This is a genomic window from Variovorax sp. J22P240 (assembly GCF_030316855.1).
In the GTDB taxonomy this organism is placed as follows: Bacteria; Pseudomonadota; Gammaproteobacteria; order Burkholderiales; family Burkholderiaceae_C; genus Variovorax.
This window is the reverse complement of record NZ_JASZYR010000006.1, coordinates 154,858-178,491: the sequence shown is the minus strand read 5'-3', so window position 1 is coordinate 178,491 and position 23,634 is coordinate 154,858. Positions and strand designations below refer to the sequence as shown.

Sequence of the window (23,634 nt, the reverse complement as noted above, 5' to 3'; positions counted from 1 at the left end):
CCCCTTCGCGCCATGGCACGCCTGCCCCGCCTCACCCTGGCCGATCAGCCGCACCACGTCATCCAGCGCGGCAACAATCGGCAACCGGTCTTCATCGATCGCGCTGACCGCGAATTCTTCCTGGGCCTGCTTGGGGAGAGCGCCGCGCGCTTCGGCATCGCGCTGCATGCGTACGTGCTGATGGACAACCACTTTCACCTGCTCGCCACGCCGTCGACCGCAGACGGTCTGCCGCAATGGATGCAGGCGGTGGGGAGGCGCTATGTCCGGTACTTCAACGACCGACATGGCCGCACCGGCACCTTGTGGGAAGGGCGGTACAGATCCACGCTGATCCAGACGGACCGCTATCTGCTGCCCTGCATGGCGTACATCGACCTCAATCCGGTGCGCGCCGGCATGGTAACGGAAGCCCGCGACTATCCGTGGTCGAGCCATGGCCACTACGCCGGTTTGCGCCAGGACAGATTCCTGACACCGCATCCGCTGTACTGGGCGCTCGGCAACACGCCCTTCGCGCGTGAGGCCGCGTATGCCGAATTGGTGCGCGGCGGCATATCGAGCGCGGTTCATGCCGCCTTGACCGACGCCACGCTGCGCGGCTGGGCCGTCGGCGATGAAGATTTTCTCCATTCGTTACAGAAAACGACGGATCGGCGTGTGCTCAAGGCTCGTCCCGGACGCCCTCCAACTTCAAGAAGCGAATAGCAAGCGTGGCGCAGAGCCCGTCATGCCTAGTAGGTCTGCTATTGTTTTTGATGTGTCCCCATATTTATCCCGAGCATTTCATTCGGAAATTAATCGGAATCTGACCCCAATTAAACTGTTTGGCATTATTTGTGCAAAGCAATATGCTCCCTTTCCCTGCGAAAACTGAAGGAGCACGCCATGACGACGGCTGCCGAGATCCAGCATCTCCAAGAACACGGTCTTTATTCTGCTGCTGACGAACACGACGCCTGCGGCGTTGGCTTCGTGGCCCACATCAAGGGCGAAAAGAGCCATGCCATCGTGTTGCAGGGCCTCAAGATTCTCGAAAATCTCGACCACCGCGGCGCAGTGGGCGCTGACAAGCTCATGGGCGACGGCGCCGGCATCCTGATCCAACTGCCCGACCTGCTGTACCGTGAAGAGATGGCGAAGCAGGGCGTCACGCTGCCACCGCCGGGCGAATACGGCGTCGGCATGATCTTCCTGCCCAAGGAACACGCGTCCCGCGAAGCCTGCGAGCAGGAGATGGAGCGCGCGATCAAGGCCGAAGGCCAGGTCCTGCTGGGCTGGCGCGACGTGCCGGTCAACCGCGAGATGCCCATGTCGCCAAACGTCCGCGCCAAGGAGCCTCTGCTGCGCCAGATCTTCATCGGCCGCGGCAACGACGTGATCGTGCAGGACGCGCTCGAGCGCAAGCTCTACGTGATCCGAAAGACCGCAAGCGCCAACATCCAGCGCCTGAAGCTCAAGCACAGCAAGGAATACTACGTGCCGAGCATGTCGAGCCGCACGGTGGTCTACAAGGGGTTGTTGCTCGCCGACCAAGTTGGTACTTACTACCTTGATCTGCAAGACAAGCGCTGCGTCTCCGCTCTCGGTCTCGTGCACCAGCGCTTCTCGACCAACACCTTCCCCGAATGGCCGCTGGCCCACCCATACCGGTATGTCGCGCACAACGGCGAAATCAACACGGTCAAGGGCAACTACAACTGGATGAAGGCACGCGAAGGCGTGATGTCCTCGCCCGTGCTCGGCGCCGACCTGCAGAAGCTCTATCCGATCAGCTTCCCCGGCCAGTCCGACACCGCGACCTTCGACAACTGCCTCGAACTGCTGACCATGGCCGGCTACCCCATCAGCCAGGCCGTGATGATGATGATCCCCGAGCCATGGGAGCAGCACGCAACGATGGACCCGCGCCGCCGCGCTTTCTACGAGTACCACGCCGCGATGCTGGAGCCCTGGGACGGCCCGGCCTCGATCGTGTTCACCGACGGCCGCCAGATCGGCGCCACGCTCGACCGCAATGGCCTTCGGCCTTCGCGCTACTGCGTGACGGACGACGACCTCGTCATCATGGGTTCCGAATCCGGCGTGCTGCCCGTGCCCGAGCAGAAGATCGTGCGCAAGTGGCGCCTGCAGCCCGGCAAGATGTTCCTGATCGACCTGGAGCAGGGCCGCATGATCGACGACGAGGAGGTCAAGGCCACCCTCGCCAACAGCAAGCCCTACAAGCAGTGGATCGAGAACCTGCGCATCAAGCTCGACAGCGTCGAAGCCGAGACGGTGCAGGCATCTCCGAGCCAGGTCAGCCTGCTCGATCGCCAACAGGCTTTCGGCTACACGCAGGAAGACATCAAGTTCCTGATGAGCCCGATGGCCGCCGCAGGCGAAGAGGGCATCGGCTCCATGGGCAACGACAGCCCCTTGGCCGTGCTGTCCAACAAGAACAAGCCGCTCTACAACTACTTCAAGCAGTTGTTCGCGCAGGTGACGAACCCGCCGATCGACCCGATCCGCGAAGCGATCGTGATGTCGCTGGTGTCCTTCATCGGCCCGAAGCCGAACCTGCTGGACATCAACCAGGTCAACCCGCCGATGCGGCTCGAGGTGAGCCAGCCGATTCTCGACTTCGCCGACATGGCGAAGCTGCGCGACATCGGCAAGTACACGCAAGGCAAATTCAAGAGCTACACGCTCGACATCACCTATCCGCTTTCCTGGGGCGATGAGGGCGTCGAGGCCAAGCTGGCGTCGTTGTGCGCCGAAGCGGTCGATGCCATCAAGGGCGGCCACAACATCCTGATCGTGAGCGACCGCGCGGTCGGCCCGACGCAGGTGGCGATCCCTGCGCTGCTGGCGCTGTCGGCCATCCACCAGTACCTGGTGCGTGAAGGCCTGCGCACCACCGCCGGCCTGGTCGTCGAAACCGGCTCGGCCCGCGAAGTGCACCACTTCGGCGTGCTGGCCGGCTACGGCGCGGAAGCCGTGCATCCCTACCTGGCGATGGAAACGCTCGCCGCGATGCACGAAGACCTTTCTGGCGACCTCAGCGCTGAAAAGGCCATCTACAACTACGTCAAGGCGGTCGGCAAGGGCCTGTCCAAGATCATGTCGAAGATGGGCGTCAGCACCTACATGAGCTACTGCGGCGCGCAGCTGTTCGAGGCCATCGGCCTCAACAGCGAGACCATCGCGAAGTACTTCACCGGTACGGCAAGCCGCGTCGAGGGCATCGGTGTGTTCGAGATCGCCGAGGAAGCGATCCGCATGCACAAGGCCGCTTTCAGCGACGACCCGGTGCTCGCGCACATGCTCGACGCCGGCGGCGAATACGCCTGGCGCACGCGTGGCGAAGAGCACATGTGGACGCCGGATGCGATCGCCAAGCTGCAGCACAGCACGCGCGCCAACAACTTCAACACATACAAGGAATACGCGCAGATCGTCAACGACCAGAACCGCCGGCATCTCACGCTGCGCGGCCTGTTCGAGTTCAAGATCGATCCCGCGAAGGCGATTCCGGTGGACGAGGTCGAGCCTGCGACGGAAATCGTCAAGCGTTTCGCCACGGGCGCCATGTCGCTCGGTTCCATCAGTACCGAAGCGCATTCGACGCTGGCCGTTGCCATGAACCGCATTGGCGGCAAGAGCAACACCGGCGAGGGCGGCGAGGATCCGAACCGCTACCGCAACGAGCTCAAGGGCATCCCGATCAAGATGGGCGACACGCTCAAGAGCGTGATCGGCGAAGCCAACGTCGAAGTCGACCTTCCGCTGAAGGACGGCGATTCGCTGCGTTCGAAGATCAAGCAGGTCGCATCGGGCCGGTTCGGCGTCACGGCAGAGTACCTCTCGTCGGCAGACCAGCTGCAGATCAAGATGGCGCAGGGCGCCAAGCCCGGCGAGGGCGGCCAGCTGCCCGGCGGCAAGGTCTCCAACTACATCGGCCAGCTGCGCTACTCGGTGCCGGGCGTCGGCCTGATCTCGCCTCCGCCGCACCACGACATCTACTCGATCGAGGACCTGGCTCAGCTGATCCACGACCTGAAGAACGTCGCGCCGCACGCGAGCGTGAGCGTCAAGCTGGTGAGCGAAGTTGGCGTCGGCACGATCGCGGCCGGCGTGGCCAAGTGCAAGAGCGACCACGTCGTGATCGCCGGCCATGACGGCGGCACGGGCGCTTCGCCCTGGTCGTCGATCAAGCATGCGGGCAGCCCGTGGGAAATCGGCCTGGCCGAAACCCAGCAGACGCTAGTGCTCAACCGCCTGCGCGGCCGCATTCGCGTGCAGGCCGATGGCCAGATGAAGACCGGCCGAGACGTCGCCATCGGCGCGCTGCTCGGCGCCGACGAGTTCGGATTCGCGACTGCGCCTCTGGTGGTCGAAGGCTGCATCATGATGCGCAAGTGCCACCTGAACACCTGCCCGGTGGGAGTGGCCACGCAGGACCCGGTGCTGCGCAAGAAGTTCTCCGGCAGGCCCGAGCACGTGGTGAACTACTTCTTCTTCGTCGCTGAGGAAGTCCGGCAGATCATGGCCCAGCTCGGCGTGCGCAAGTTCGACGACCTGATCGGCCGTGCCGACCTGCTCGACACCAAGCAGGGCATCGAGCACTGGAAGGCGCGCGGCCTCGATTTCAGCCGCTTGTTCGCACAGCCGAACGTGCCGGCCGATGTGCCCCGCTTCCACGTCGAGAACCAGGAACATGGACTGGAAAAGAGCCTGGACAACAAGCTCATCGAACGGTCGCGTCCAGCCATCGACAAGGGCGAGAAGGTCCAGTTCATCGAGGTGGCCCGCAACGTGAACCGCTCGGTCGGCGCCATGCTCTCGGGCGCGTTGACCAAGGTCCATCCGCAAGGCCTGCCCGACGACTCGATCCGCATCCAGCTCGAAGGCACGGGCGGCCAGTCTTTCGGTGCCTTCCTGGCGCGCGGCATCACGCTGTACCTGATCGGCGATGCCAACGACTACACCGGCAAGGGCCTGTCGGGCGGCCGCGTGGTGGTGCGTCCGAGTCTCGACTTCCGGGGCGAGGCAATTCGCAACACCATCGTCGGCAACACCGCGCTCTATGGCGCGACCACCGGCGAGGCCTACCTCTGCGGTGTCGCGGGCGAGCGCTTCGCGGTGCGCCTCTCCGGCGCGACCGCGGTGGTCGAAGGCACAGGTGACCACGGCTGCGAATACATGACCGGCGGAACGGTCGCGGTGCTCGGCAAGACTGGCCGCAACTTCGCGGCCGGCATGAGCGGCGGCGTCGCCTTCGTCTACGACGAGGACGGCCAGTTCGCTTCGCGCTGCAATCTCTCGATGGTGTCGCTCGACAAGGTGCTGACCTCCGCTGAGCAGACAGCGAGCGTGCATCGCAAGGTGTGGCACGACGGCGAGACCGACGAGGCGCAACTCCGGAAGCTGCTGGAAGACCACCACCGCTGGACCGGCAGCAAGCGTGCGCGCGAGCTGCTCGACACCTGGGCCGTTTCCCGCACGAAGTTCGTCAAGGTCTTCCCGAACGAATACAAGCGCGCTCTGGCAGAGATCCATGACCGCGAGGTCGAGCTCACCAGCAGCGGAAACAACGCGCATGCGGGCATGGAGCCGCACGCCGCGACGGCCGCCAAGCCGGTGGCAGCCGTCTGACGGCCGCAACGATAAAGAACTGAGGACAGCACGATGGGAAAAATCACCGGCTTCATGGAGCACGAGCGCGTCGAGGAGGGCTACAGGCCCATCGAGGAGCGGGTCAAGCACCACAAGGAATTTGTCGTCGGTCTCGACGAGGCACAGGCCAAGGTGCAGGGTGCGCGTTGCATGGACTGCGGCACGCCGTTCTGCAACAGCGGCTGCCCGGTCAACAACATCATTCCGGACTTCAACGACCTGGTCTATCGCAGCGACTGGCAGAGCGCCTTCGTCGTGCTCGACTCGACCAATAATTTCCCGGAATTCACCGGCCGCATCTGCCCCGCACCTTGCGAGGCGGCCTGCGTGCTCAACGTGAATGACGATGCGGTCGGCATCAAGTCGATCGAGCACGCGATCGTCGACCGCGCATGGGACGAGGGCTGGGTGGCCGCGCGGCCGGCCAAGCACAAGACCGGCAAGAAGGTTGCGGTCGTCGGCTCCGGCCCGGCCGGCATGGCGGCGGCGCAGCAACTCGCGCGCGTCGGTCACGACGTGACGCTGTTCGAGAAGAACGACCGCATCGGCGGCCTGCTGCGCTACGGCATCCCCGATTTCAAAATGGAGAAGGTGCACATCGACCGCCGCGTCGAGCAGATGAAGGCCGAAGGCGTGACCTTCCGCACCAGCGTGATGGTCGGTGCGGCCAAGGATCCCTTGGGCAAAGGCTCCAAGGTCACGAACTGGGCCAAGGAGATCATCACGCCCGAGCAGCTCGACAAGGAGTTCGATGCTGTGTTGCTGACCGGCGGCGCCGAGCAGTCGCGCGACCTGCCTGTTCCTGGCCGGGATCTCGACGGTATCCACTTCGCGATGGAGTTCCTCCCGCAGCAGAACAAGATCAATGCAGGCGACAAGGTCAAGGGACAGCTTCGGGCCGACGGCAAGCACGTGATCGTGATCGGCGGCGGCGACACCGGCTCCGACTGCGTGGGCACGAGCAATCGCCATGGCGCCGCCAGCGTCACGCAATTCGAACTGCTTCCGCAGCCGCCCGAAGAGGAAAACCGCCCGCTGACCTGGCCCTACTGGCCCTACAAACTGCGCACCAGTTCCAGCCACGAAGAAGGCTGCGAGCGCGAGTTCGCCATCTCGACCAAGGAGTTCATCGGCGAGAAGGGCAAGGTCACCGGCCTGAAGACCGTCCGCGTGGAGTGGAAGGACGGCAAGATGGTCGAGGTCGCCGGCAGTGAGCAAGTGCTCAAGGCGGACCTCGTGCTGCTCGCGATGGGCTTCGTGAGCCCGGTGGCGAATGTGCTCGACGCCTTCGGTGTCGACAAGGATGCACGCGGCAATGCCAAGGCCACCGTCGATTTTATCGGCGGCTATGCGACCAACGTACCCAAGGTGTTTGCCGCAGGCGATATCCGCCGCGGCCAGTCGCTGGTGGTCTGGGCAATTCGCGAAGGGCGCCAGGCGGCGCGCTCGGTGGATGAATTCCTGATGGGATTCAGCGACCTGCCGCGTTGAAGCCGGGGAGGGCGCTTCAGCCCGTGTGCCTGCAGGTTGAGAACTTTCTCACGCGAGCAGGTATGGCGCTTCCCGTATCATTGTGTGTCACCGCAAGCCGGGATGCCTGAGGGCGCCCCGGCTTTTTCATTGCCATGGACACATCCCCCGCTACTCCCCTCGTCGAATTTCGCGATGTCGCGTTTGGCTATGGCGCGCGCGCAATTCTTGACGGCGTTTCGCTCACCGTGCCGCGCGGCAAGGTGACCGCGCTCATGGGCGCCTCGGGCGGAGGCAAGACCACGGTGCTTCGGCTGATCGGCGGCCAGTTGCGCGCGCAGCGTGGCGCTGTACTTTTCGACGGCCAGGACGTTGGCCGACTTGGCGCCGATGCGCTTTATGCCGCGCGGCGCCGCATGGGCATGCTGTTCCAGTTCGGCGCGCTATTCACCGACATGAGCGTGTTCGACAACGTCGCCTTTCCATTGCGCGAACACACGCAGTTGCCGGAGGCCCTCATCCGCGACATCGTGCTCATGAAGCTGGACGCGGTCGGTTTGCGCGGCGCGCGGCATCTCATGCCGAGTGAGGTGTCCGGCGGCATGGCTCGGCGCGTGGCGCTGGCGCGCGCGATCGCGCTCGATCCCGATCTCGTGATGTATGACGAGCCCTTCGCCGGGCTCGATCCCATTTCGCTCGGCACGGCGGCGCGGCTCATCAGGCAACTCAACGACACGCTCGGGCTCACCAGCATCATCGTGTCGCACGATCTCGAGGAGACGTTCCGGATCGCGGATCACGTGATCATCCTCGCCAATGGCGGCATCGCCGCACAGGGCAAGCCGGATGAAGTGCGAAAGAGCACCGATCCGCTGGTCCACCAGTTCGTCAATGCGCTGCCCGATGGGCCGGTGCATTTCCACTACCCCGCCGTCGGTGTCGAGGACGATTTCGGCAATCCCGAGGGGGGACGTGCATGAGCTGGTACAAGCCTTCGGACGTGGGTTTCGCAGCGCGCAGCAAGCTCGCAGACCTTGGTCTGGGCGCGCGTCTCTTCCTGCGTCTCGTCTTCCGTGGAGCGCAGAGCCTGCGTCGCTTCGGGCTGGTGCGGGACCAGATCCATTTCCTCGGCAACTACTCGCTCGCGATCATCGCGGTGTCGGGGCTCTTCGTTGGCTTCGTGCTCGGCCTGCAGGGCTACTACACATTGCAGCGCTACGGTTCGTCGGAAGCGCTCGGCCTGCTGGTGGCCCTGAGTCTCGTGCGGGAGCTCGGGCCGGTGGTAGCGGCGCTGCTCTTCGCGGGCCGCGCGGGCACCTCGCTGACGGCGGAGATCGGTCTCATGAAGGCGGGCGAGCAGTTGAGCGCCATGGAAATGATGGCGGTCGATCCGGTACAACGCATCCTTGCCCCCCGCTTCTGGGCAGGTGTGATCACCATGCCGCTGCTTGCGGCCGTGTTCAGCGCGGTTGGCGTCGTAGGCGGCTATGTCGTCGGCGTCTTGATGTTGGGTGTCGATCCAGGCGCGTTCTGGGGGCAGATGCAGGGCGGCGTCGATGTCTGGCGGGACGTCGGCAACGGCGTCGTCAAGAGCATCGTCTTCGGGGTCACGGTCACCTTTGTTGCGCTGCTGCAGGGCTATGAGTCGCAGCCGACGCCCGAAGGCGTGTCGCGCGCCACGACCCGAACCGTCGTCGTGGCATCGCTCGCGGTGCTCGGGCTCGACTTCCTGCTGACAGCCATGATGTTCAGCATCTAAAAAAATCGATCGGAGAGTGCAACGCATGCAACGTTCCAACAATGACATCTGGGTCGGCCTTTTCGTGCTGATCGGCGCTGCGGCGCTGCTTTTCCTGGCGCTCCAGTCGGCCAACCTCTTGAGCCTGAACTTCCAGAAAACCTACGCGGTGACTGCGCGCTTCGACAACATCGGCGGGTTGAAGCCGCAGACCGCGGTCAAGAGCGCTGGCGTGGTCGTCGGACGTGTCGAATCGATCACGTTCGACGACAAGAACTTCCAGGCCGCTGTCACGCTGGGGCTGCAAACCCGATACAGTTTCCCGAAGGACAGCTCGCTCAAGATCCTGACCAGTGGCCTGCTCGGCGAGCAGTACATCGGCATCGAGGCGGGTGCCGACGAAAAGACCCTCCAGGCCGGCGACGTCATCACTGCGACGCAGTCCGCGGTCGTGCTGGAGAACCTGATCAGTCAGTTCCTCTATAGCAAGGCGGCCGAGGGAAGCCCGCCGTCGGGTAACTCCAACAAGAAATGAAACCACGATCTCTCCTTGCCCAGCCGCTCAGGACCCTGGGTCTGCGCTGGGCATTGGCTGCGAGCGCACTGATCCTCATGACGGGATGCGCGACCGGCCCCAACGCCAATCCGGCGGACCCCTTCGAGCCGCTCAACCGTCAAGTCTCGCGCTTCAACGATACCGTCGACGATGCCGTCTTGCGGCCGGTCGCAACGGTCTACCAGCGCGCGTTGCCATCGCCGATACGCACGGGCGTCAACAATTTCTTCGGCAATCTGTCGGACGTCTGGAGCTTCGTGAACAGCGTGGCGCAACTCAAGATGCAGGACAGCGCGCAGACCTTCATGCGCGTGAACGTCAATACGGTCTTTGGACTCGGCGGCATCCTCGACGTCGCCACCGAGGCGGGCATTGATCGCCACACCGAAGACTTCGGCCAGACGCTGGGTCGTTGGGGCGTACCGAGCGGGCCGTACCTGGTCCTCCCATTGCTCGGTCCTTCGACGGTGCGTGATACCGCGGCGCTCGCCGTGGATGTGCAGGGTGACCTCATCAGCGTCATCGGGGACATTCCGGTGCGCAATTCCTTGTATGCGCTTCGGTTGGTCGATCTCCGGTCGAACCTCTTGCGTGCAAGCCAGTTGCTGGAAGATGCCGCCCTGGACAGGTATACGTTCACGCGTGATGCCTTCCTGCAGAGAAGGCGCAATGAAGTGCACGACGGCAACTTGCCCGACGACGGAAACTAGTATCGGGCTCTTGCATTCGGTTGCAGTGGAACTTGGTATGGTGGAACCCTTTCGACCGGGCCATCTCCAATCTTCAAGTTGCCCGACGTGGAAACGAGTACAAGGGATTTATTCGATGAACCAGATTCTTCAACGCCGCACCTTGGGCCGCTTTGCGCTCGCCGGCCTTTTGCTTGTCGGTGCCGCCACCGCGTTCGTGAGACCTGCGCACGCAGCCGATGAAACGCCCGATGCTTTGGTCAAGCGCATCTCGAGCGATGTGCTGGAGACCATCAAGGCGGACAAGTCGATCAAGACCGGTGACATTGACAAGATCATGGTCCTGGTCGACAACAAGATCATGCCCAACGTGAACTTCCAGCGCATGACGGCGTCTGCCGTCGGCCCGGCCTGGCGTCAGGCCACGCCGGAGCAACAGAAGCGCCTGGAGGAAGAGTTCAAGACCCTGCTCGTGCGCACCTATGCAGGCGCGCTTGCCCAAGTGAGCGACCAGACGGTGAGCGTGCGTCCGTTCCGTGGCTCGCTCGACGACAAGGAAGTCCTCGTCCGTACCGAAGTCCGCGGCGGCGGCGATCCGGTGCAACTCGACTATCGGCTCGAAAAAGCGCCGGGCGAGACGGCCGCTTGGAAGATCTACAACATCAATGTCCTCGGCGTCTGGCTGGTCGATACCTACCGCACGCAGTTCGCACAGCAAATCAATAGCAAGGGCATCGACGGCCTGATTGCAGCGCTGGCAGCGCGCAACAAGACCAACGGCAAGAGCTGACCCGATGCTGGTGCTCCCGCCGAAGTTGACGCACGACGAGGCACCCGCCTGCCTTTACATGCTCCAGCAGGGGCTTGCCGGGAAGACAGATACCTCCACGGTGGTCGACGCCAGCGCGCTGGCGCAGTTCGATTCCTCGGCGCTGGCGGTGCTGCTCGAGTGCCGGCGTGAGTCGAGTGCCTTGGGTCGCGGGTTCGCCGTGAAGGGCTTGCCACCTCGCTTGCGGGAACTCGCTTCGCTGTACGGCGTGGCGGGCCTTTTGCCCGCCGCGCCCTGACAAAAACACTGGCCCCGTAAAATCGAGGGTTCCCATGCCCGCGATCTCTTTTCAATCGGTCTCCAAGACCTATCCTGCCTCACGCCAGCAACGGGCCCACGGAAAACTGGGCCTGCGAGCGGTCGACGAGGTGAGCTTCCAGATCGAAGAGGGCGAGTTTTTCGGGCTCCTCGGACCCAATGGCGCCGGCAAGACTACTCTGATCAGCATGCTCGCAGGCCTGTCGCGCCCGAGCGCGGGCTCGATCAGCGTCCATGGCTTCGATGTCCAGAAAGACTTCGCCCAGGCGCGCCGAAAGCTCGGGGTGGTGCCTCAGGAGCTCGTTTTCGATCCGTTCTTCAACGTTCGCGAAGCGCTTCGGATCCAGTCGGGCTACTTCGGCATCAAGAACAACGACGCCTGGATCGACGAATTGCTGCACAGCCTGGGGCTCGCGGACAAGGCGGGCGCCAACATGCGCCAACTCTCCGGTGGCATGAAGCGCCGCGTTCTCGTCGCGCAGGCGCTGGTGCACAAGCCCCCGGTCATCGTGCTGGACGAGCCCACGGCCGGCGTGGACGTCGAATTGCGCCAGACCTTGTGGCAGTTCGTAGCCAAGCTCAACAAGCAAGGCAGCACCGTGCTGCTGACCACGCACTACCTCGAAGAAGCAGAGGCGCTGTGCCACCGCATCGCCATGCTCAAGCAGGGACGAGTGATTGCGCTGGACCGCACGAGCGAATTGCTCCGTTCCGCGGCCAGCAACGTGCTGCGCTTCAAGACTGACGGCATGCTGCCCTGGTCGATCGCGCAGCATGCGCGCATTACCGGGCGCATCGTGCAATTGCCTGCGCAGAACGCGCACGAGGTCGAGCAATTGCTCGCCGCGATCCGCGAGGCAGGCCTGGATGTCGAAGACGTCGAAATGCGCAAGGCCGATCTGGAGGATGTCTTCATCGACCTCATGGCCGGTGAGCAGACGCCCTTGGAGGTCGCAAGATGATGATCAATGCGCTGGGCTGGCGTGCCTTGCTCTACAAGGAAACGCTGCGCTTCTGGAAGGTCGGCTTCCAGACTGTCGGCGCGCCCGTCCTGACGGCTTTGCTCTACCTGATGGTGTTCGGCCACGTGCTCGAAGATCACGTCAAGGTCCACGGCACGATCAGCTACACCGCTTTCCTCGTGCCCGGCCTGGTGATGATGAGCGTGCTGCAGAACGCGTTCGCCAACAGTTCGTCGTCGATCATCCAGAGCAAGATCATGGGCAGTCTCGTGTTCGTGCTGCTCACGCCCCTGTCGCACTGGGGCTGGTTCTTCGCCTATGTCGGCTCGTCGATCGTGCGCGGACTGGCCGTCGGCCTGGGCGTGTTCGTGGTCACGGCACTGTTCGCGATGCCGGGCTTCGTGGCGCCGTTGTGGATCGTCGTGTTCGCACTCCTGGGCGCGGCCATCCTGGGCACGCTCGGACTCATCGCTGGACTCTGGGCCGAGAAATTCGACCAGATGGCCGTGTTCCAGAACTTCCTGATCATGCCGATGACCTTCCTGTCAGGCGTGTTCTATTCCATCGGCTCGCTGCCGCCCTTCTGGCAGAAGGTCAGCCACCTGAACCCGTTTTTCTACATGATCGACGGCTTCCGCTACGGTTTCTTCGGCGTCAGCGACATATCGCCGTGGACGAGCCTTGCGATCGTCGGCAGCGCCTGGCTGGTGGTGAGCGCGATTGCGGTGCATTTGCTCCGCATTGGCTACAAGATCCGCGGATGACCATGAAACACCCCCAGGCTTGCCCACTTCGTGTGGCCGCCCACCCCCTTGCAGGGCGCGCCGCCTGCGGCCCGGCCAAGCCGGTTCCGCGGCAGCCCGTGCAAGGACCAGCAAGACCGTGCCCTTTCGTAAAACACCGCGGATCCGGCTTGGCCGGGCCGCTGGTGTTGCCCCCGGTAGGGGGTAGGCGAAGCGACACGAAGTGCGCGCAGCCTGGGGGCGAGCAACAAATATGACTGCTGAAGAACTGCAATCCATCATTCAGGCCGGGCTGCCCTGCGATCACATCGCCCTCGAGGGCGACGGCCGCCATTGGTATGCCACCATCGTCTCCGCGGAGTTCGAGGGCAAGCGCGCCATCCAGCGACATCAGCGCGTCTATGCCACCCTGGGTGCGAAAATGCACACCGACGAGGTGCACGCGCTCTCGATGAAAACCTACACGCCCACCGAATGGGCGGACCAGACTTCTTCGCCCTCCCGCTAGACCTCCGCTGGATTTTTCATGGACAAACTTCTGATTCGCGGCGGGCGCAAGCTTCGCGGCGAGGTACTCATTTCCGGCGCCAAGAACGCCGCGCTGCCCGAGCTTTGCGCGGCGCTGCTGACCGATCAGCCCGTCACGCTGCACAACGTGCCGCGCCTGAAGGATGTCGCGACCATGCTCAAGCTGGTCCACAACATGGGCGTCATTGCGGAGCGCGACGACAACGGCACCGTGCGCATCAATGCCCGCTCGCTGGAGGTGCCTGAAGCACCTTACGAGCTCGTCAAGACCATGCGGGCTTCCGTGCTGGCGCTGGGCCCTCTGCTTGCCCGTTTCGGCAAAGCCAAGGTGTCGCTGCCGGGTGGCTGCGCCATCGGTTCGCGGCCGGTCGACCAGCACATCAAGGGCCTGCAGGCCATGGGCGCCGACATCGTGGTCGAGCACGGCTACATGGTGGCCAGCATCGGCGGCGGACGCCAACGACTGCACGGCGCGCGCATCACGACCGACATGGTCACCGTCACCGGCACCGAAAACTTCCTGATGGCTGCCGCGCTGGCGGAAGGCGAGACCGTGCTGGAGAACGCCGCGCAGGAGCCCGAGATCGCCGATCTGGCTGAAATGCTGATCGCCATGGGCGCGAAGATCGAAGGGCACGGCACCAGCCGTATTCGCGTCCAGGGCGTGGAGAGGCTGAGCGGCTGCACGCACCAGGTGGTGGCCGACCGGATCGAGGCGGGCACCTTCCTGTGCGCCGTGGCGGCCACGGGCGGCGATGTCATGCTGAAGCATGGACGTGCCGACCATCTGGATGCCGTCATCGAGAAGCTGCTCGCCGCGGGCGCGAACGTGACGGCGGTGGACGGGGGCATCCGTGTCCAGAGCGAGGGCCGTCTCAAGGCGCAGGGCTTCCGCACCACCGAGTACCCGGGCTTTCCCACGGACATGCAGGCGCAGTTCATGGCGCTCAACGTGATCTCCGAAGGTACCTCGACCGTGACCGAGACCATCTTCGAGAACCGCTTCATGCACGTCGACGAGATGCTGCGGCTGGGCGCCCGGATCCAGACCGACGGGAAGGTGGCAGTGATCGAAGGCGTCTCGCAGCTGTCGGGCGCGACCGTGATGGCGACCGACCTGCGCGCTTCGGCGAGCCTCGTCATCGCCGGCCTGGTGGCCGACGGCGAGACGCTGGTGGATCGCATCTATCACCTCGACCGCGGCTACGACCGCATGGAAGCCAAGCTGCGCGGCCTCGGCGCCGACATCGAGCGCGTGGCCGGCCCTGCCGAGGTGCAGCCATGATCACCCTGGCGCTCTCCAAGGGTCGCATCTTCGAGGAAACGCTGCCTCTGCTGGCCGCGGCGGGCATCGAGGTCACGGAGGACCCGGATAAATCCCGCAAGCTGATCCTCGCCACCACGAAGCCCGACGTGCGCGTGGTGCTGGTTCGTGCCTCCGACGTGCCCACGTACGTGCAGTACGGCGGTGCCGACTTGGGCGTCACCGGCCTCGACGTCCTGCTCGAGCACGGCAACCAGGGGCTATACCAGCCGCTGGACCTCCGCATCGCGGCCTGCCGTCTCAGCGTGGCGGTGCGTGCCGACTACGACTACGCCTCGGCCGTCAAGCAGGGTTCGCGCATCAAGGTCGCGACGAAGTACGTCGGCCTGGCGCGCGATTTCTTTGCCACCAAGGGCGTGCACGTGGACCTGATCAAGCTCTACGGCAGCATGGAACTCGCGCCTCTCACGGGCCTGGCGGACGCGATCGTCGACCTGGTCTCGACCGGCAATACCCTGAAGGCCAATCACCTCGTCGAAGTCGAGCGCATCATGGACATCAGCGCGCGCCTGGTGGTCAACCAGGCCGCGCTCAAGCTCAAGCGCCAGGCGATTCGCCACATCGTCGACGCCTTCTCTTCGGCCATTCCTTCCAAGTGATCCGGCAATCGCCATGAAACTGAAAGCTGCTCCCGTCCTTCTCTCGACCACCTCGGCCAGGTTCGAGGCCGAATTCAAGGCGCGCCTGCATTGGTCCGCCGAGGCGGACGCGGCGATCGAGCAGGTGGTGGCAGACATCCTGGCGGACGTGCAGCGCCGCGGCGATGCCGCGGTGCTGGAGTACACACGCCGCTTCGACCGTCTCGACGTGACCGGCATGGAGGCACTCGAACTCACGGCAACCGAGCTGCGCGCCGCCTTCGAGTCGCTGCCTGCCGCCCAGCGCGACGCACTCGAAGCTGCCGCGCGCCGGGTCCGCAGCTACCACGAGGCTCAAAAGAAGGCGAGCGGCGAAAGCTGGAGCTACCGTGACGACGACGGCACCTTGCTCGGCCAGAAGGTCACGCCGCTCGACCGCGTCGGCATCTACGTGCCGGGCGGTAAGGCGGCCTATCCGTCCAGCGTGCTCATGAACGCGATTCCCGCGCACGTGGCGGGTGTCGGCGAAATCATCATGGTCGTGCCGACACCGGGCGGCGAGAAGAATCCGCTGGTGCTGGCTGCGGCGCACGTCGCCGGCGTGACGCGCGCGTTCACCATCGGCGGCGCGCAGGCAGTGGCCGCGCTGGCCTATGGGACGGCAACCATTCCGGCGGTCGACAAGATCACCGGCCCCGGCAATGCCTACGTGGCTGCCGCGAAGCGCCGCGTGTTCGGCACCGTGGGCATCGACATGATCGCCGGCCCGAGCGAGATCCTGGTGCTGGCTGACGGCACGACGCCGCCCGAGTGGGTGGCGATGGACCTGTTCAGCCAGGCCGAGCACGACGAACTGGCGCAGAGCATCCTGCTGTGCCCCCACGCCGATTACATCCAGCGCGTCCAGCAGGAAATCGACCGGCTCCTGCCTACGATGCCGCGCGCCGAGATCATCGCGGCCTCGCTCAACGGGCGCGGCGCGCTGATCCACACCCGCAGCATGGAGGAGGCCTGCACGATCAGCAACCGTATCGCGCCCGAGCATCTGGAAGTCAGCAGCCGCGAGCCAGGTCGCTGGGAGCCTCTGCTCAAGCATGCCGGTGCGATCTTTCTGGGTGCCTACACCAGCGAGAGCCTGGGCGACTACTGCGCGGGGCCCAATCATGTGCTGCCCACGAGCGGAACCGCGCGCTTCAGTTCGCCACTGGGCGTCTACGACTTCCAGAAGCGATCGAGCCTCATCGAGGTGAGCGAAGCGGGCGCGCAAGTGCTCGGCCGCATCGCGGTCACGCTCGCGGAAGGCGAGGGGCTTTCCGCACATGCCGAGGCCGCACGCATGAGATTGCGCTGAGGGTGCGCCGGATGGGGACCATGACGGGGCGAATCCGATTCCACCGGCTGGGGCAGCTGCTGGCCTGGGCCGCTCTGGCGTGTGCCGCAAGCGCCTCGGCCATGACCATCCGCGAACTGCGCACCCTGGAAGCCAATGAAAAAGACGGCAAGCTCTACGCCAATTACTACCTCGTCGGCGTGATGGAAGGCCTGCGCGAAGCCAGCGACGCGGCGCAGCGCACGGGCCAGAAGCCGCCTTTCTGCATCAACGGCCGCAAGTTCGAGCCGGCGATGGCTCGCTCCCTCTACCAGTCCGAACTGACGCGCAACGCCGACAGCTACGAAGCCGACATGCCGGTCCAGCTCGTCCTCTCGGCCGCCCTGCGCAACAGCTACCGCTGCAACCCCTGAACCGAATGACCCCCAAGACCGCCACCACCGCTGCCCTCGGCCGCATTCGCGCTGACGTGCAATCCATGCATGCTTATGCGGTGCAGGATGCGCGCGGCCTGATCAAGCTCGACGCCATGGAGAACCCCCATGGCTTGCCCCCGGAGTTGCAGGCCGCTCTGGGCCAGCGCCTGGGCGCGCTCGCGCTGAACCGCTATCCGGGCGAACGTGGCGCTGAGTTGCAGCGCGCCCTGGCGAAGCACGCCGCCATGCCGGATGGCTTTGCGCTCATGCTGGGCAATGGCTCGGACGAGTTGATCTCGCTGCTTGCCATGGCCTGCGACCTGCCCGGCGCGGCGATCCTGGCGCCCGTTCCCGGTTTCGTGATGTACGCGATGAGCGCGCAGTTGCAGGGCCTTCGCTTCGTGGGCGTGCCGCTGACTGCCGACTTCGAGCTGGACGAAGGCGCCATGCTCGACGCCATCGCTCAGGAAAAGCCGGCCATCGTCTACCTGGCCTATCCGAACAACCCGACCGCCAACCTCTGGGACGATGCTGCGATCGAGAAGATCATCGATGCGCAGGGCGCGCAAGGCGGCCTGGTGGTCATCGACGAGGCCTATCAGCCTTTTGCCGCCAGGAGCTACATCGACCGGGTCGCCCGCCGCGACCACGTGCTCCTGATGCGCACGCTCAGCAAGTTCGGCCTCGCCGGCGTCCGCCTGGGCTACATGATGGGCCCGGCCGCCTTGATCGCCGAGGTCGACAAGGTGCGCCCGCCGTACAACATCAGCGTGCTCAACTGCGAGTGCGCGCTCTTCGCGCTGGAGCACGCCGACGTGTTCGCGCGGCAGGCCGCCGATATCCGAAGCCAGCGCGCCCGCATCTTCGAAGCGCTGGCGCGCTTGTCCGGCGTGAAGGCATGGCCCAGCGAAGCCAACATGATCCTTGTGCGTGTTCCCGATGCCACAAAGACCTTCGAGGGTATGAAGGCGGGCGGCGTGCTGGTCAAGAACGTTTCTAAAATGCATACCCTGCTCGCGAATTGCCTGCGCCTGACCGTCGGAGCCGCCGACGAAAACACGCGGATGCTCGCGGCACTCGAAGCCTCACTATGAACACCCCCACGGCACCCGAAGCAGTCGTCGCCGCCTCCGCGCGGACGGCAGCGGTCACGCGCAACACGGCTGAAACGAAGATCACGGTCGAGGTCAACCTCGACGGCACCGGCCGCTCGAAGCTGTCGACCGGCATCGGCTTCTTCGACCACATGCTCGATCAGATCGCCCGCCACGGGCTGATCGACCTCGACATCGACTGCAAGGGAGACCTGCACATCGATGGCCATCACACGGTGGAAGACGTCGGCATCACGCTGGGGCAGGCGGTTGCCAAGGCCGTGGGCGACAAGAAGGGCATCCGCCGCTACGGCCATGCCTATGTGCCACTGGACGAGGCGCTGAGCCGCGTCGTGATCGATTTTTCCGGCCGTCCCGGCCTGGTGATGGACGTGCCCTTCACTAGCGGCATGATCGGCACCTTCGACAGCCAGCTCACGTATGAGTTCTTCCAGGGGTTCGTCAACCATGCGTTCGTGACGCTCCATATCGACAATCTCAAGGGCGTGAACGCGCATCACCAGTGCGAGACGGTCTTCAAGGCCTTTGCGCGGGCGCTGCGCGCGGCGCTGGAGTTGGATCCGCGTTCCGCGGGCGTCATTCCGTCGACGAAGGGTTCGCTCTGACACGCAATACTGTTGCCGTCGTTGACTACGGCATGGGCAACCTGCGATCCGTTTCGCAGGCCGTGCAGCATGCGGCCGATCAGGTCGGGGTGGAAGTGTTCGTCACCTCCGACCCGGATGTCGTGCGCCGAGCCACCCGCGTGGTGCTGCCGGGGCAGGGTGCCATGCCCGACTGCATGCGCGAACTGCGCGATTCGGGGCTCCTGGAGCCCGTGCTCGAGGCGGCGGCCAGCAAGCCGCTGTTCGGCGTCTGCGTGGGCATGCAGATGCTCCTGTCGCACAGCGACGAGGGGCCGACCGACGGCCTGGGTCTGATTCCCGGCAACGTTCGCAAGTTCGAGCTGGCCGGCCGTACCCAGCCGGACGGCAGCCGCTACAAGGTGCCCCAGATGGGCTGGAACCAGGTCCGGCAGGTGCGGCCGCACCCGGTCTGGGCGGGAGTGCCCGACCAGAGCTACTTCTACTTCGTCCATAGCTTCTACGCCCGGCCGACCGACGCCAAACACAGTGCAGGCGAGGCGGAATATGGGGAGCGCTTTACCGCCGCCGTCGCACGCGATAATATTTTTGCTACCCAGTTCCACCCGGAGAAGAGTGCGGACCATGGGTTGCAGCTCTACCGAAACTTCCTCCACTGGAATCCCTGACACCCTGAACGCATCGACCGTGCGGCTCGCGCTCGTGCCTGCGGCGCCCGCCCGATTCTGAGTACGATCGCGCATTTCGCCACCCACTTCCGCTCGTCCGCACGATCTTTCGCGATTTCATCGTTCGTTCCACGCAATCCCGCACCATGCTCCTCATTCCTGCGATCGACCTCAAGGATGGCCACTGCGTTCGCCTCAAGCAAGGCGACATGGACCAGTCCACCACATTCAGCGAAGACCCGGCCGCGATGGCGCGCAAGTGGCTCGAAGCCGGCGCGCGGCGGCTGCACCTGGTCGATCTCAACGGCGCCTTTGCCGGAAAGCCGCAGAACCATGCGGCCATCAAGGCGATCCTGAGAGAGGTCGGTGACGACATCCCGGTGCAGCTCGGCGGTGGGATCCGCGACCTGGACACCATCGAGCGCTACATCGACGACGGCCTGCGCTACGTGATCATCGGCACCGCCGCGGTCAAGAACCCCGGCTTCCTGAAGGACGCCTGCAGCGCCTTCGGCGGCCACATCATCGTGGGTCTGGACGCCAAGGACGGCAAGGTGGCGACCGACGGCTGGAGCAAGCTGACGGGCCACGAGGTCGCCGACCTGGGCAAGAAGTTCGAGGATTACGGCGTCGAGTCGATCATCTATACCGACATCGGCCGCGACGGCATGCTGTCGGGCATCAACATCGAGGCCACCGTCAGGCTGGCCCAGGCGCTGACCATCCCGGTGATCGCATCGGGCGGCCTGTCGAACATGGCCGACATCGACAAGCTGTGCGCCGTCGAACCCGACGGCGTCGAAGGCGTGATTTGCGGCCGAGCGATCTACTCGGGTGATTTGGACTTCGCCGCAGCACAGGCCCGCGCCGACGAACTCGCGGACGCCGCCTGAACGGCCCCTATTCAGATTTCACGGCCATTGTCTGGATGATGGTCTCGAGTTGAGGGCTCATCGGCAGGTTGATGCTGGTCCCGGACGGTAGCTTGCGCAGGAACCAGCGCTTGTACTGGCGCTCGATCTCTCCATCCTGGGCCAGGTATTGGAAGGTGCTGTTGACGATCGCCGCCATCTGGGGGTCGTTCTTCCGGTACATCACGCCGTAGGGGTCGTACGACAGGAAGTCGCCGACCACGTGATAGTCGCTCGGGCCAGCGGCGGTGCCGCGGTCCTGTGCGATGAGGCCGTACAGCAGCACGTCGTCGGTCGCGAACGCATCGGCCTTCCCGGTCTTCACCAGAGCAAAGGACTCGGCGTGGTCGCGCGACACCAGCAGGTTCAGGCCCAGCTTGAAGCGGGCGGACAGGTCCCGCATCGTCTTCTCGTTGGTGGTTCCGCTGGTCACGGCGACGTTCTTGCCCGCCAAGTCGGTGAATGACTGGATCGGTGAGCCCTTTTTGACCAGCAACTTGGTGCCCGACACGAACATCGTTGGCGAGAAGCTGACGCGTTTCTGCCGCTCCAGGTTGCTCGTGGTCGAGCCGCATTCGAGGTCGACCTGGCCGTTCACCACCGCGTCGATGCGCGACTCGGCGGTCACCGGCACCCATTTCGTCGTGAGCGACTTGTGCACCGCCTCGCTCATCGCATCGACCACCGCCTTGCACAACTCGATCGAATAGCCGATGGGCTCGTTGCGAGCGGACAGGTACGAGAAGGGCACCGAGGATTCCCTATACCCGATGCTGACCGTCCCCGACTCGCGCACCTTGGCGAGCGTGCCGGTCAACTGCGCCGGGGCGGCCGGAATCGGTTCGGTCTGGGCCATCGCCGCCGGCGACAGGCACAGAAGGCTGCCAAGCAGCGTTGCGGCCATCGACAGCTTGTGGACGCGCTTCATGTCAGCCTCAGGCGTGCGCAGGGTGAGCGAGGGAGGCGGCCATCTCGGCATCCATCGACCGGGCGTTCGCCTCGGCCTCGCTCTCCGTGAGGAGTTCGCCCTCCCACTTGGCGACCACCGCCGTCGCGATGGAATTGCCCACCGCGTTGGTCGCCGAGCGGCCCATGTCCAGGAAGGTGTCCACGCCGAGAATCAGCAGCAGACCGGCTTCGGGGATGTTGAACTGGTTCAGCGTGGCGGCAATCACCACCAGCGAGGCGCGCGGAACGCCCGCCATGCCCTTCGAGGTCAGCATGAGGATCAGCAGCATGGTGATCTGGGTGCCGATCGACAGCGGGATGTCGTAGGCCTGTGCAATGAACAGCACGGCGAAGGTGCAGTACATCATCGAGCCGTCCAGGTTGAAGGAGTAGCCCATCGGCATCACGAAGCTGGAGATCTTGCGCTTGACGCCGAACCGGTCGAGGGCGATGAGGATCTTCGGGTAGGCGGCCTCCGAGCTCGCCGTGGCAAAAGACAGCAGGAAGGGCTCCCGGATGTATTTCAGCAGCTTCACGATGCGCGGCCCCAGGAACACGAAGCCCGCGAACGCGAGCACGCCCCAGAGGATGAAGAGGCTGAGGTAGAAGCCCCCCATGAAAACGGCGAACTTGATCAGGATCGACAGGCCGTTGGTCGCCACGGTGGCGGCCATGGCGGCCATCACCGCCAGCGGAGCCAGCTTCATCACGTAGCCCGTGATCTTGAGCATCGCGTGCGAGAGTTCGTCGATGGAGGCGACCAGCGTCTTGCCTTTTTCGCCCAGCGAGGCGAGCGCGACGCCGAAGAACATCGAGAACACCACGATCTGCAGGATCTCGTTGTTGGCCATGGCTTCGACGAAGGACTTGGGAACCACGTGGCCGACGAAGTCCTTGAGGGTGAACTTCGAGGTGGCGAGGTTCGCAGAGGATCCGATGTCCGGCAGCGGCAGCCCCAAGTTGTGGCCGGGCTGCAGCAGGTTGGCCATCACCAGGCCCAGGATGAGCGAGATCAGCGATGCCGTGATGAACCATCCCAGCGCCTTGCCGAAAACGCGTCCGACGGCGGCGGCGTCCCCCATGTGGGCGATGCCGACGACCAGCGTGGAGAAGACCAGAGGCCCGATCAGCATCTTGATCAGTCGCAGGAACACGTCCGACATGATCGAGATGTAGCCGGCGATCTCGGCAGCCGATTTCTTGTCCGGGAAGTTCACGAAGACCATGTAGCCCAGCAGGATCCCGATCACCATCGCTATCAGAATCCAGGCCGCTGGCGGCAGTTTCCTTCTCATGGGAGCTCCTTGCGAGTGAGTTCTGAAGAGAGTCTTCTCTGGCCGACAGCCGCATCCGGCAACCGTCTGCTGATGCGATTTCAAGCGAAATGGGCGCCGGCTGCAATGCCAATGAGCACCTGCATTTCTGGACGCCGCCCGGGGCATGCAGGCCAAACCTAGAATCGGGTCATGTCTCTCCAAGCCCTAGCCTTCCGCGGCCAGCCGGCAGTGCGCCTCGCCATGCCCGGGGGCGATAGCTGCACGGTGGCCCTGCACGGTGCCCATGTGCTGTCCTGGACCACGGCCGATGGCGTGGAACGGCTCTATCTGAGCCCGGATGCGCGCTTCGACGGCACGAGCGCCATTCGCGGCGGCGTGCCGATCTGCTGGCCGCAGTTCAATATGCGCGGACCCTTGCCCAAGCATGGTTTCGTCCGCAACGTGACTTGGCAGGCCGAGTCGGAGGAGGGGGACGGCAAGCGCCGGACCGCTGTCCTGTCGCTGCAATCCAACGACGCCACGCGGGCGATGTGGCCGCATTCGTTCCATGCAAAGCTGGCCGTCACGCTGGCGCCGCACATGCTGCGCATCGCCCTGACGATCGACAACACCGGCAGCGGACCCTGGTCGTTCGCGGCCGCCCTGCACAGCTACTTGCGGGTGGACGAGGTCACCGAAGCTCGTCTCGAAGGCCTGCAAGGCGCCAACCGGTGGGATGCGGTGCGCGACGACCGCCATGTCGAACTGGCGCCCTCGCTGGGCTTCGGCGCCGAGTTCGACAGCGTCTATGCCGCGCCCGCCAAGCCGCTGCGCCTGGTGCAACCGTCGGGCACGCTCGAAATCTCGCAGAGCGCGAGTTGCAGCGAAACCGTCGTGTGGAACCCCGGCCCGCTGCTGAGCGCGAAGCTCGAGGACCTGCCCGACGACGGCTGGCGCCACATGCTCTGCGTCGAAGCGGCGCGCATCGACGAGCCCGTCCTGCTGGCGCCCGGCGCCCAGTGGCAGGGCTGGCAGCAGCTCCACGTCCTTTGAATTTCCGTCTGAACGAACCC

General features: G+C 64.6%; 23 protein-coding genes. 21 read left to right on the top strand and 2 right to left on the bottom strand.

Translation table 11 applies throughout. The features are described 5' to 3' along the window. Positions 1–12 precede the first annotated feature (12 nt). The 20 genes from QTI24_RS17800 to hisA all read left to right on the top strand — a co-directional run bounded on the left by QTI24_RS17800 (position 13) and on the right by hisA (position 20,339). Positions 13–708: a transposase gene (locus QTI24_RS17800; RefSeq protein ID WP_286602199.1), complete on the top strand. Its 696-nt coding sequence runs from the start codon at positions 13–15 to the stop codon at positions 706–708. A 180-nt stretch (positions 709–888) separates the two neighbouring features. Continuing rightward, positions 889–5,637, top strand: coding sequence for a glutamate synthase-related protein (locus tag QTI24_RS17795; RefSeq protein WP_286602198.1), 4,749 nt, complete (start codon positions 889–891; stop codon positions 5,635–5,637). A gap of 33 nt (positions 5,638–5,670) precedes the next feature. Next, positions 5,671–7,149 carry a glutamate synthase subunit beta gene (locus tag QTI24_RS17790; protein WP_286602196.1) on the top strand — a complete coding sequence of 493 codons (1,479 nt, stop codon included), beginning with the start codon at positions 5,671–5,673 and terminating at the stop codon, positions 7,147–7,149. 134 nt (positions 7,150–7,283) lie between these two features. Next, entirely contained in the window at positions 7,284–8,108 is an 825-nt protein-coding gene (locus QTI24_RS17785; protein ID WP_286602195.1) for an ABC transporter ATP-binding protein, read from the top strand. After that, a complete protein-coding gene (gene mlaE, locus QTI24_RS17780) occupies positions 8,105–8,887 on the top strand; it encodes a lipid asymmetry maintenance ABC transporter permease subunit MlaE (RefSeq protein ID WP_286602194.1) in 783 nt (260 codons plus the stop codon). Before QTI24_RS17785 ends, mlaE begins: the two co-directional genes overlap by 4 nt. A gap of 25 nt (positions 8,888–8,912) precedes the next feature. Beyond that, positions 8,913–9,401, top strand: a complete 489-nt coding sequence (gene mlaD / locus QTI24_RS17775) for an outer membrane lipid asymmetry maintenance protein MlaD (RefSeq protein ID WP_286602192.1) — start codon at positions 8,913–8,915, stop codon at positions 9,399–9,401. Further along, entirely contained in the window at positions 9,398–10,132 is a 735-nt protein-coding gene (locus QTI24_RS17770; protein WP_286602189.1) for an MlaA family lipoprotein, read from the top strand. Before mlaD ends, QTI24_RS17770 begins: the two co-directional genes overlap by 4 nt. Positions 10,133–10,247: 115 nt before the next feature. Then, a complete protein-coding gene (locus tag QTI24_RS17765; protein WP_286602187.1) occupies positions 10,248–10,901 on the top strand; it encodes an MlaC/ttg2D family ABC transporter substrate-binding protein in 654 nt (217 codons plus the stop codon). A 4-nt stretch (positions 10,902–10,905) separates the two neighbouring features. Continuing rightward, positions 10,906–11,178 (top strand): STAS domain-containing protein, encoded by a 273-nt coding sequence (locus tag QTI24_RS17760; protein WP_286602185.1) that lies wholly within the window; start codon positions 10,906–10,908, stop codon positions 11,176–11,178. Between the two features lie 34 nt (positions 11,179–11,212). Continuing rightward, positions 11,213–12,160, top strand: coding sequence for an ABC transporter ATP-binding protein (locus QTI24_RS17755; protein ID WP_286602183.1), 948 nt, complete (start codon positions 11,213–11,215; stop codon positions 12,158–12,160). After that, a complete protein-coding gene (locus QTI24_RS17750) occupies positions 12,160–12,924 on the top strand; it encodes an ABC transporter permease (protein WP_286602337.1) in 765 nt (254 codons plus the stop codon). Before QTI24_RS17755 ends, QTI24_RS17750 begins: the two co-directional genes overlap by 1 nt. A 232-nt stretch (positions 12,925–13,156) precedes the next feature. Then, the gene (locus QTI24_RS17745) at positions 13,157–13,411 is read left to right on the top strand and encodes a BolA family protein (protein WP_286602181.1); all 255 of its coding nucleotides are present in this window, start codon (positions 13,157–13,159) and stop codon (positions 13,409–13,411) included. Positions 13,412–13,429: 18 nt separating this feature from the next. Then, complete coding sequence (gene murA / locus QTI24_RS17740) at positions 13,430–14,716, top strand: UDP-N-acetylglucosamine 1-carboxyvinyltransferase (RefSeq protein ID WP_286602180.1); 1,287 nt, start codon at positions 13,430–13,432, stop codon at positions 14,714–14,716. Then, the gene (gene hisG, locus QTI24_RS17735; protein WP_286602179.1) at positions 14,713–15,354 is read left to right on the top strand and encodes an ATP phosphoribosyltransferase; all 642 of its coding nucleotides are present in this window, start codon (positions 14,713–14,715) and stop codon (positions 15,352–15,354) included. Before murA ends, hisG begins: the two co-directional genes overlap by 4 nt. Positions 15,355–15,367: 13 nt before the next feature. Next, positions 15,368–16,684 carry a histidinol dehydrogenase gene (gene hisD, locus QTI24_RS17730; protein WP_286602178.1) on the top strand — a complete coding sequence of 439 codons (1,317 nt, stop codon included), beginning with the start codon at positions 15,368–15,370 and terminating at the stop codon, positions 16,682–16,684. Positions 16,685–16,704: 20 nt separating this feature from the next. After that, on the top strand, positions 16,705–17,076 hold the full coding sequence (locus QTI24_RS17725; protein ID WP_286602177.1) for a hypothetical protein: 372 nt from the start codon (positions 16,705–16,707) through the stop codon (positions 17,074–17,076). Positions 17,077–17,081: 5 nt separating this feature from the next. Beyond that, the gene (gene hisC / locus QTI24_RS17720) at positions 17,082–18,173 is read left to right on the top strand and encodes a histidinol-phosphate transaminase (RefSeq protein WP_286602176.1); all 1,092 of its coding nucleotides are present in this window, start codon (positions 17,082–17,084) and stop codon (positions 18,171–18,173) included. Further along, on the top strand, positions 18,170–18,799 hold the full coding sequence (gene hisB, locus QTI24_RS17715; protein ID WP_286602173.1) for an imidazoleglycerol-phosphate dehydratase HisB: 630 nt from the start codon (positions 18,170–18,172) through the stop codon (positions 18,797–18,799). The genes hisC and hisB overlap by 4 nt, the downstream gene beginning before the upstream one ends. After that, positions 18,796–19,446 carry an imidazole glycerol phosphate synthase subunit HisH gene (gene hisH, locus QTI24_RS17710; protein ID WP_286602336.1) on the top strand — a complete coding sequence of 217 codons (651 nt, stop codon included), beginning with the start codon at positions 18,796–18,798 and terminating at the stop codon, positions 19,444–19,446. The genes hisB and hisH overlap by 4 nt, the downstream gene beginning before the upstream one ends. A 146-nt stretch (positions 19,447–19,592) precedes the next feature. Beyond that, positions 19,593–20,339, top strand: coding sequence for a 1-(5-phosphoribosyl)-5-[(5-phosphoribosylamino)methylideneamino]imidazole-4-carboxamide isomerase (gene hisA / locus QTI24_RS17705; protein WP_286602172.1), 747 nt, complete (start codon positions 19,593–19,595; stop codon positions 20,337–20,339). A 7-nt stretch (positions 20,340–20,346) separates the two neighbouring features. On the opposite strand, the gene QTI24_RS17700 is transcribed toward hisA, so the two are convergent. Both QTI24_RS17700 and QTI24_RS17695 read right to left on the bottom strand, forming a co-directional pair. Next, positions 20,347–21,285, bottom strand: a complete 939-nt coding sequence (locus tag QTI24_RS17700; protein WP_503011275.1) for an amino acid ABC transporter substrate-binding protein — start codon at positions 21,283–21,285, stop codon at positions 20,347–20,349. A 7-nt stretch (positions 21,286–21,292) separates the two neighbouring features. After that, on the bottom strand, positions 21,293–22,600 hold the full coding sequence (locus QTI24_RS17695; RefSeq protein ID WP_286602171.1) for a dicarboxylate/amino acid:cation symporter: 1,308 nt from the start codon (positions 22,598–22,600) through the stop codon (positions 21,293–21,295). A 171-nt stretch (positions 22,601–22,771) separates the two neighbouring features. On the opposite strand from QTI24_RS17695, the gene QTI24_RS17690 reads away from it, so the two are divergent. Next, entirely contained in the window at positions 22,772–23,614 is an 843-nt protein-coding gene (locus QTI24_RS17690; protein WP_286602170.1) for a D-hexose-6-phosphate mutarotase, read from the top strand. Positions 23,615–23,634: the final 20 nt, after the last annotated feature.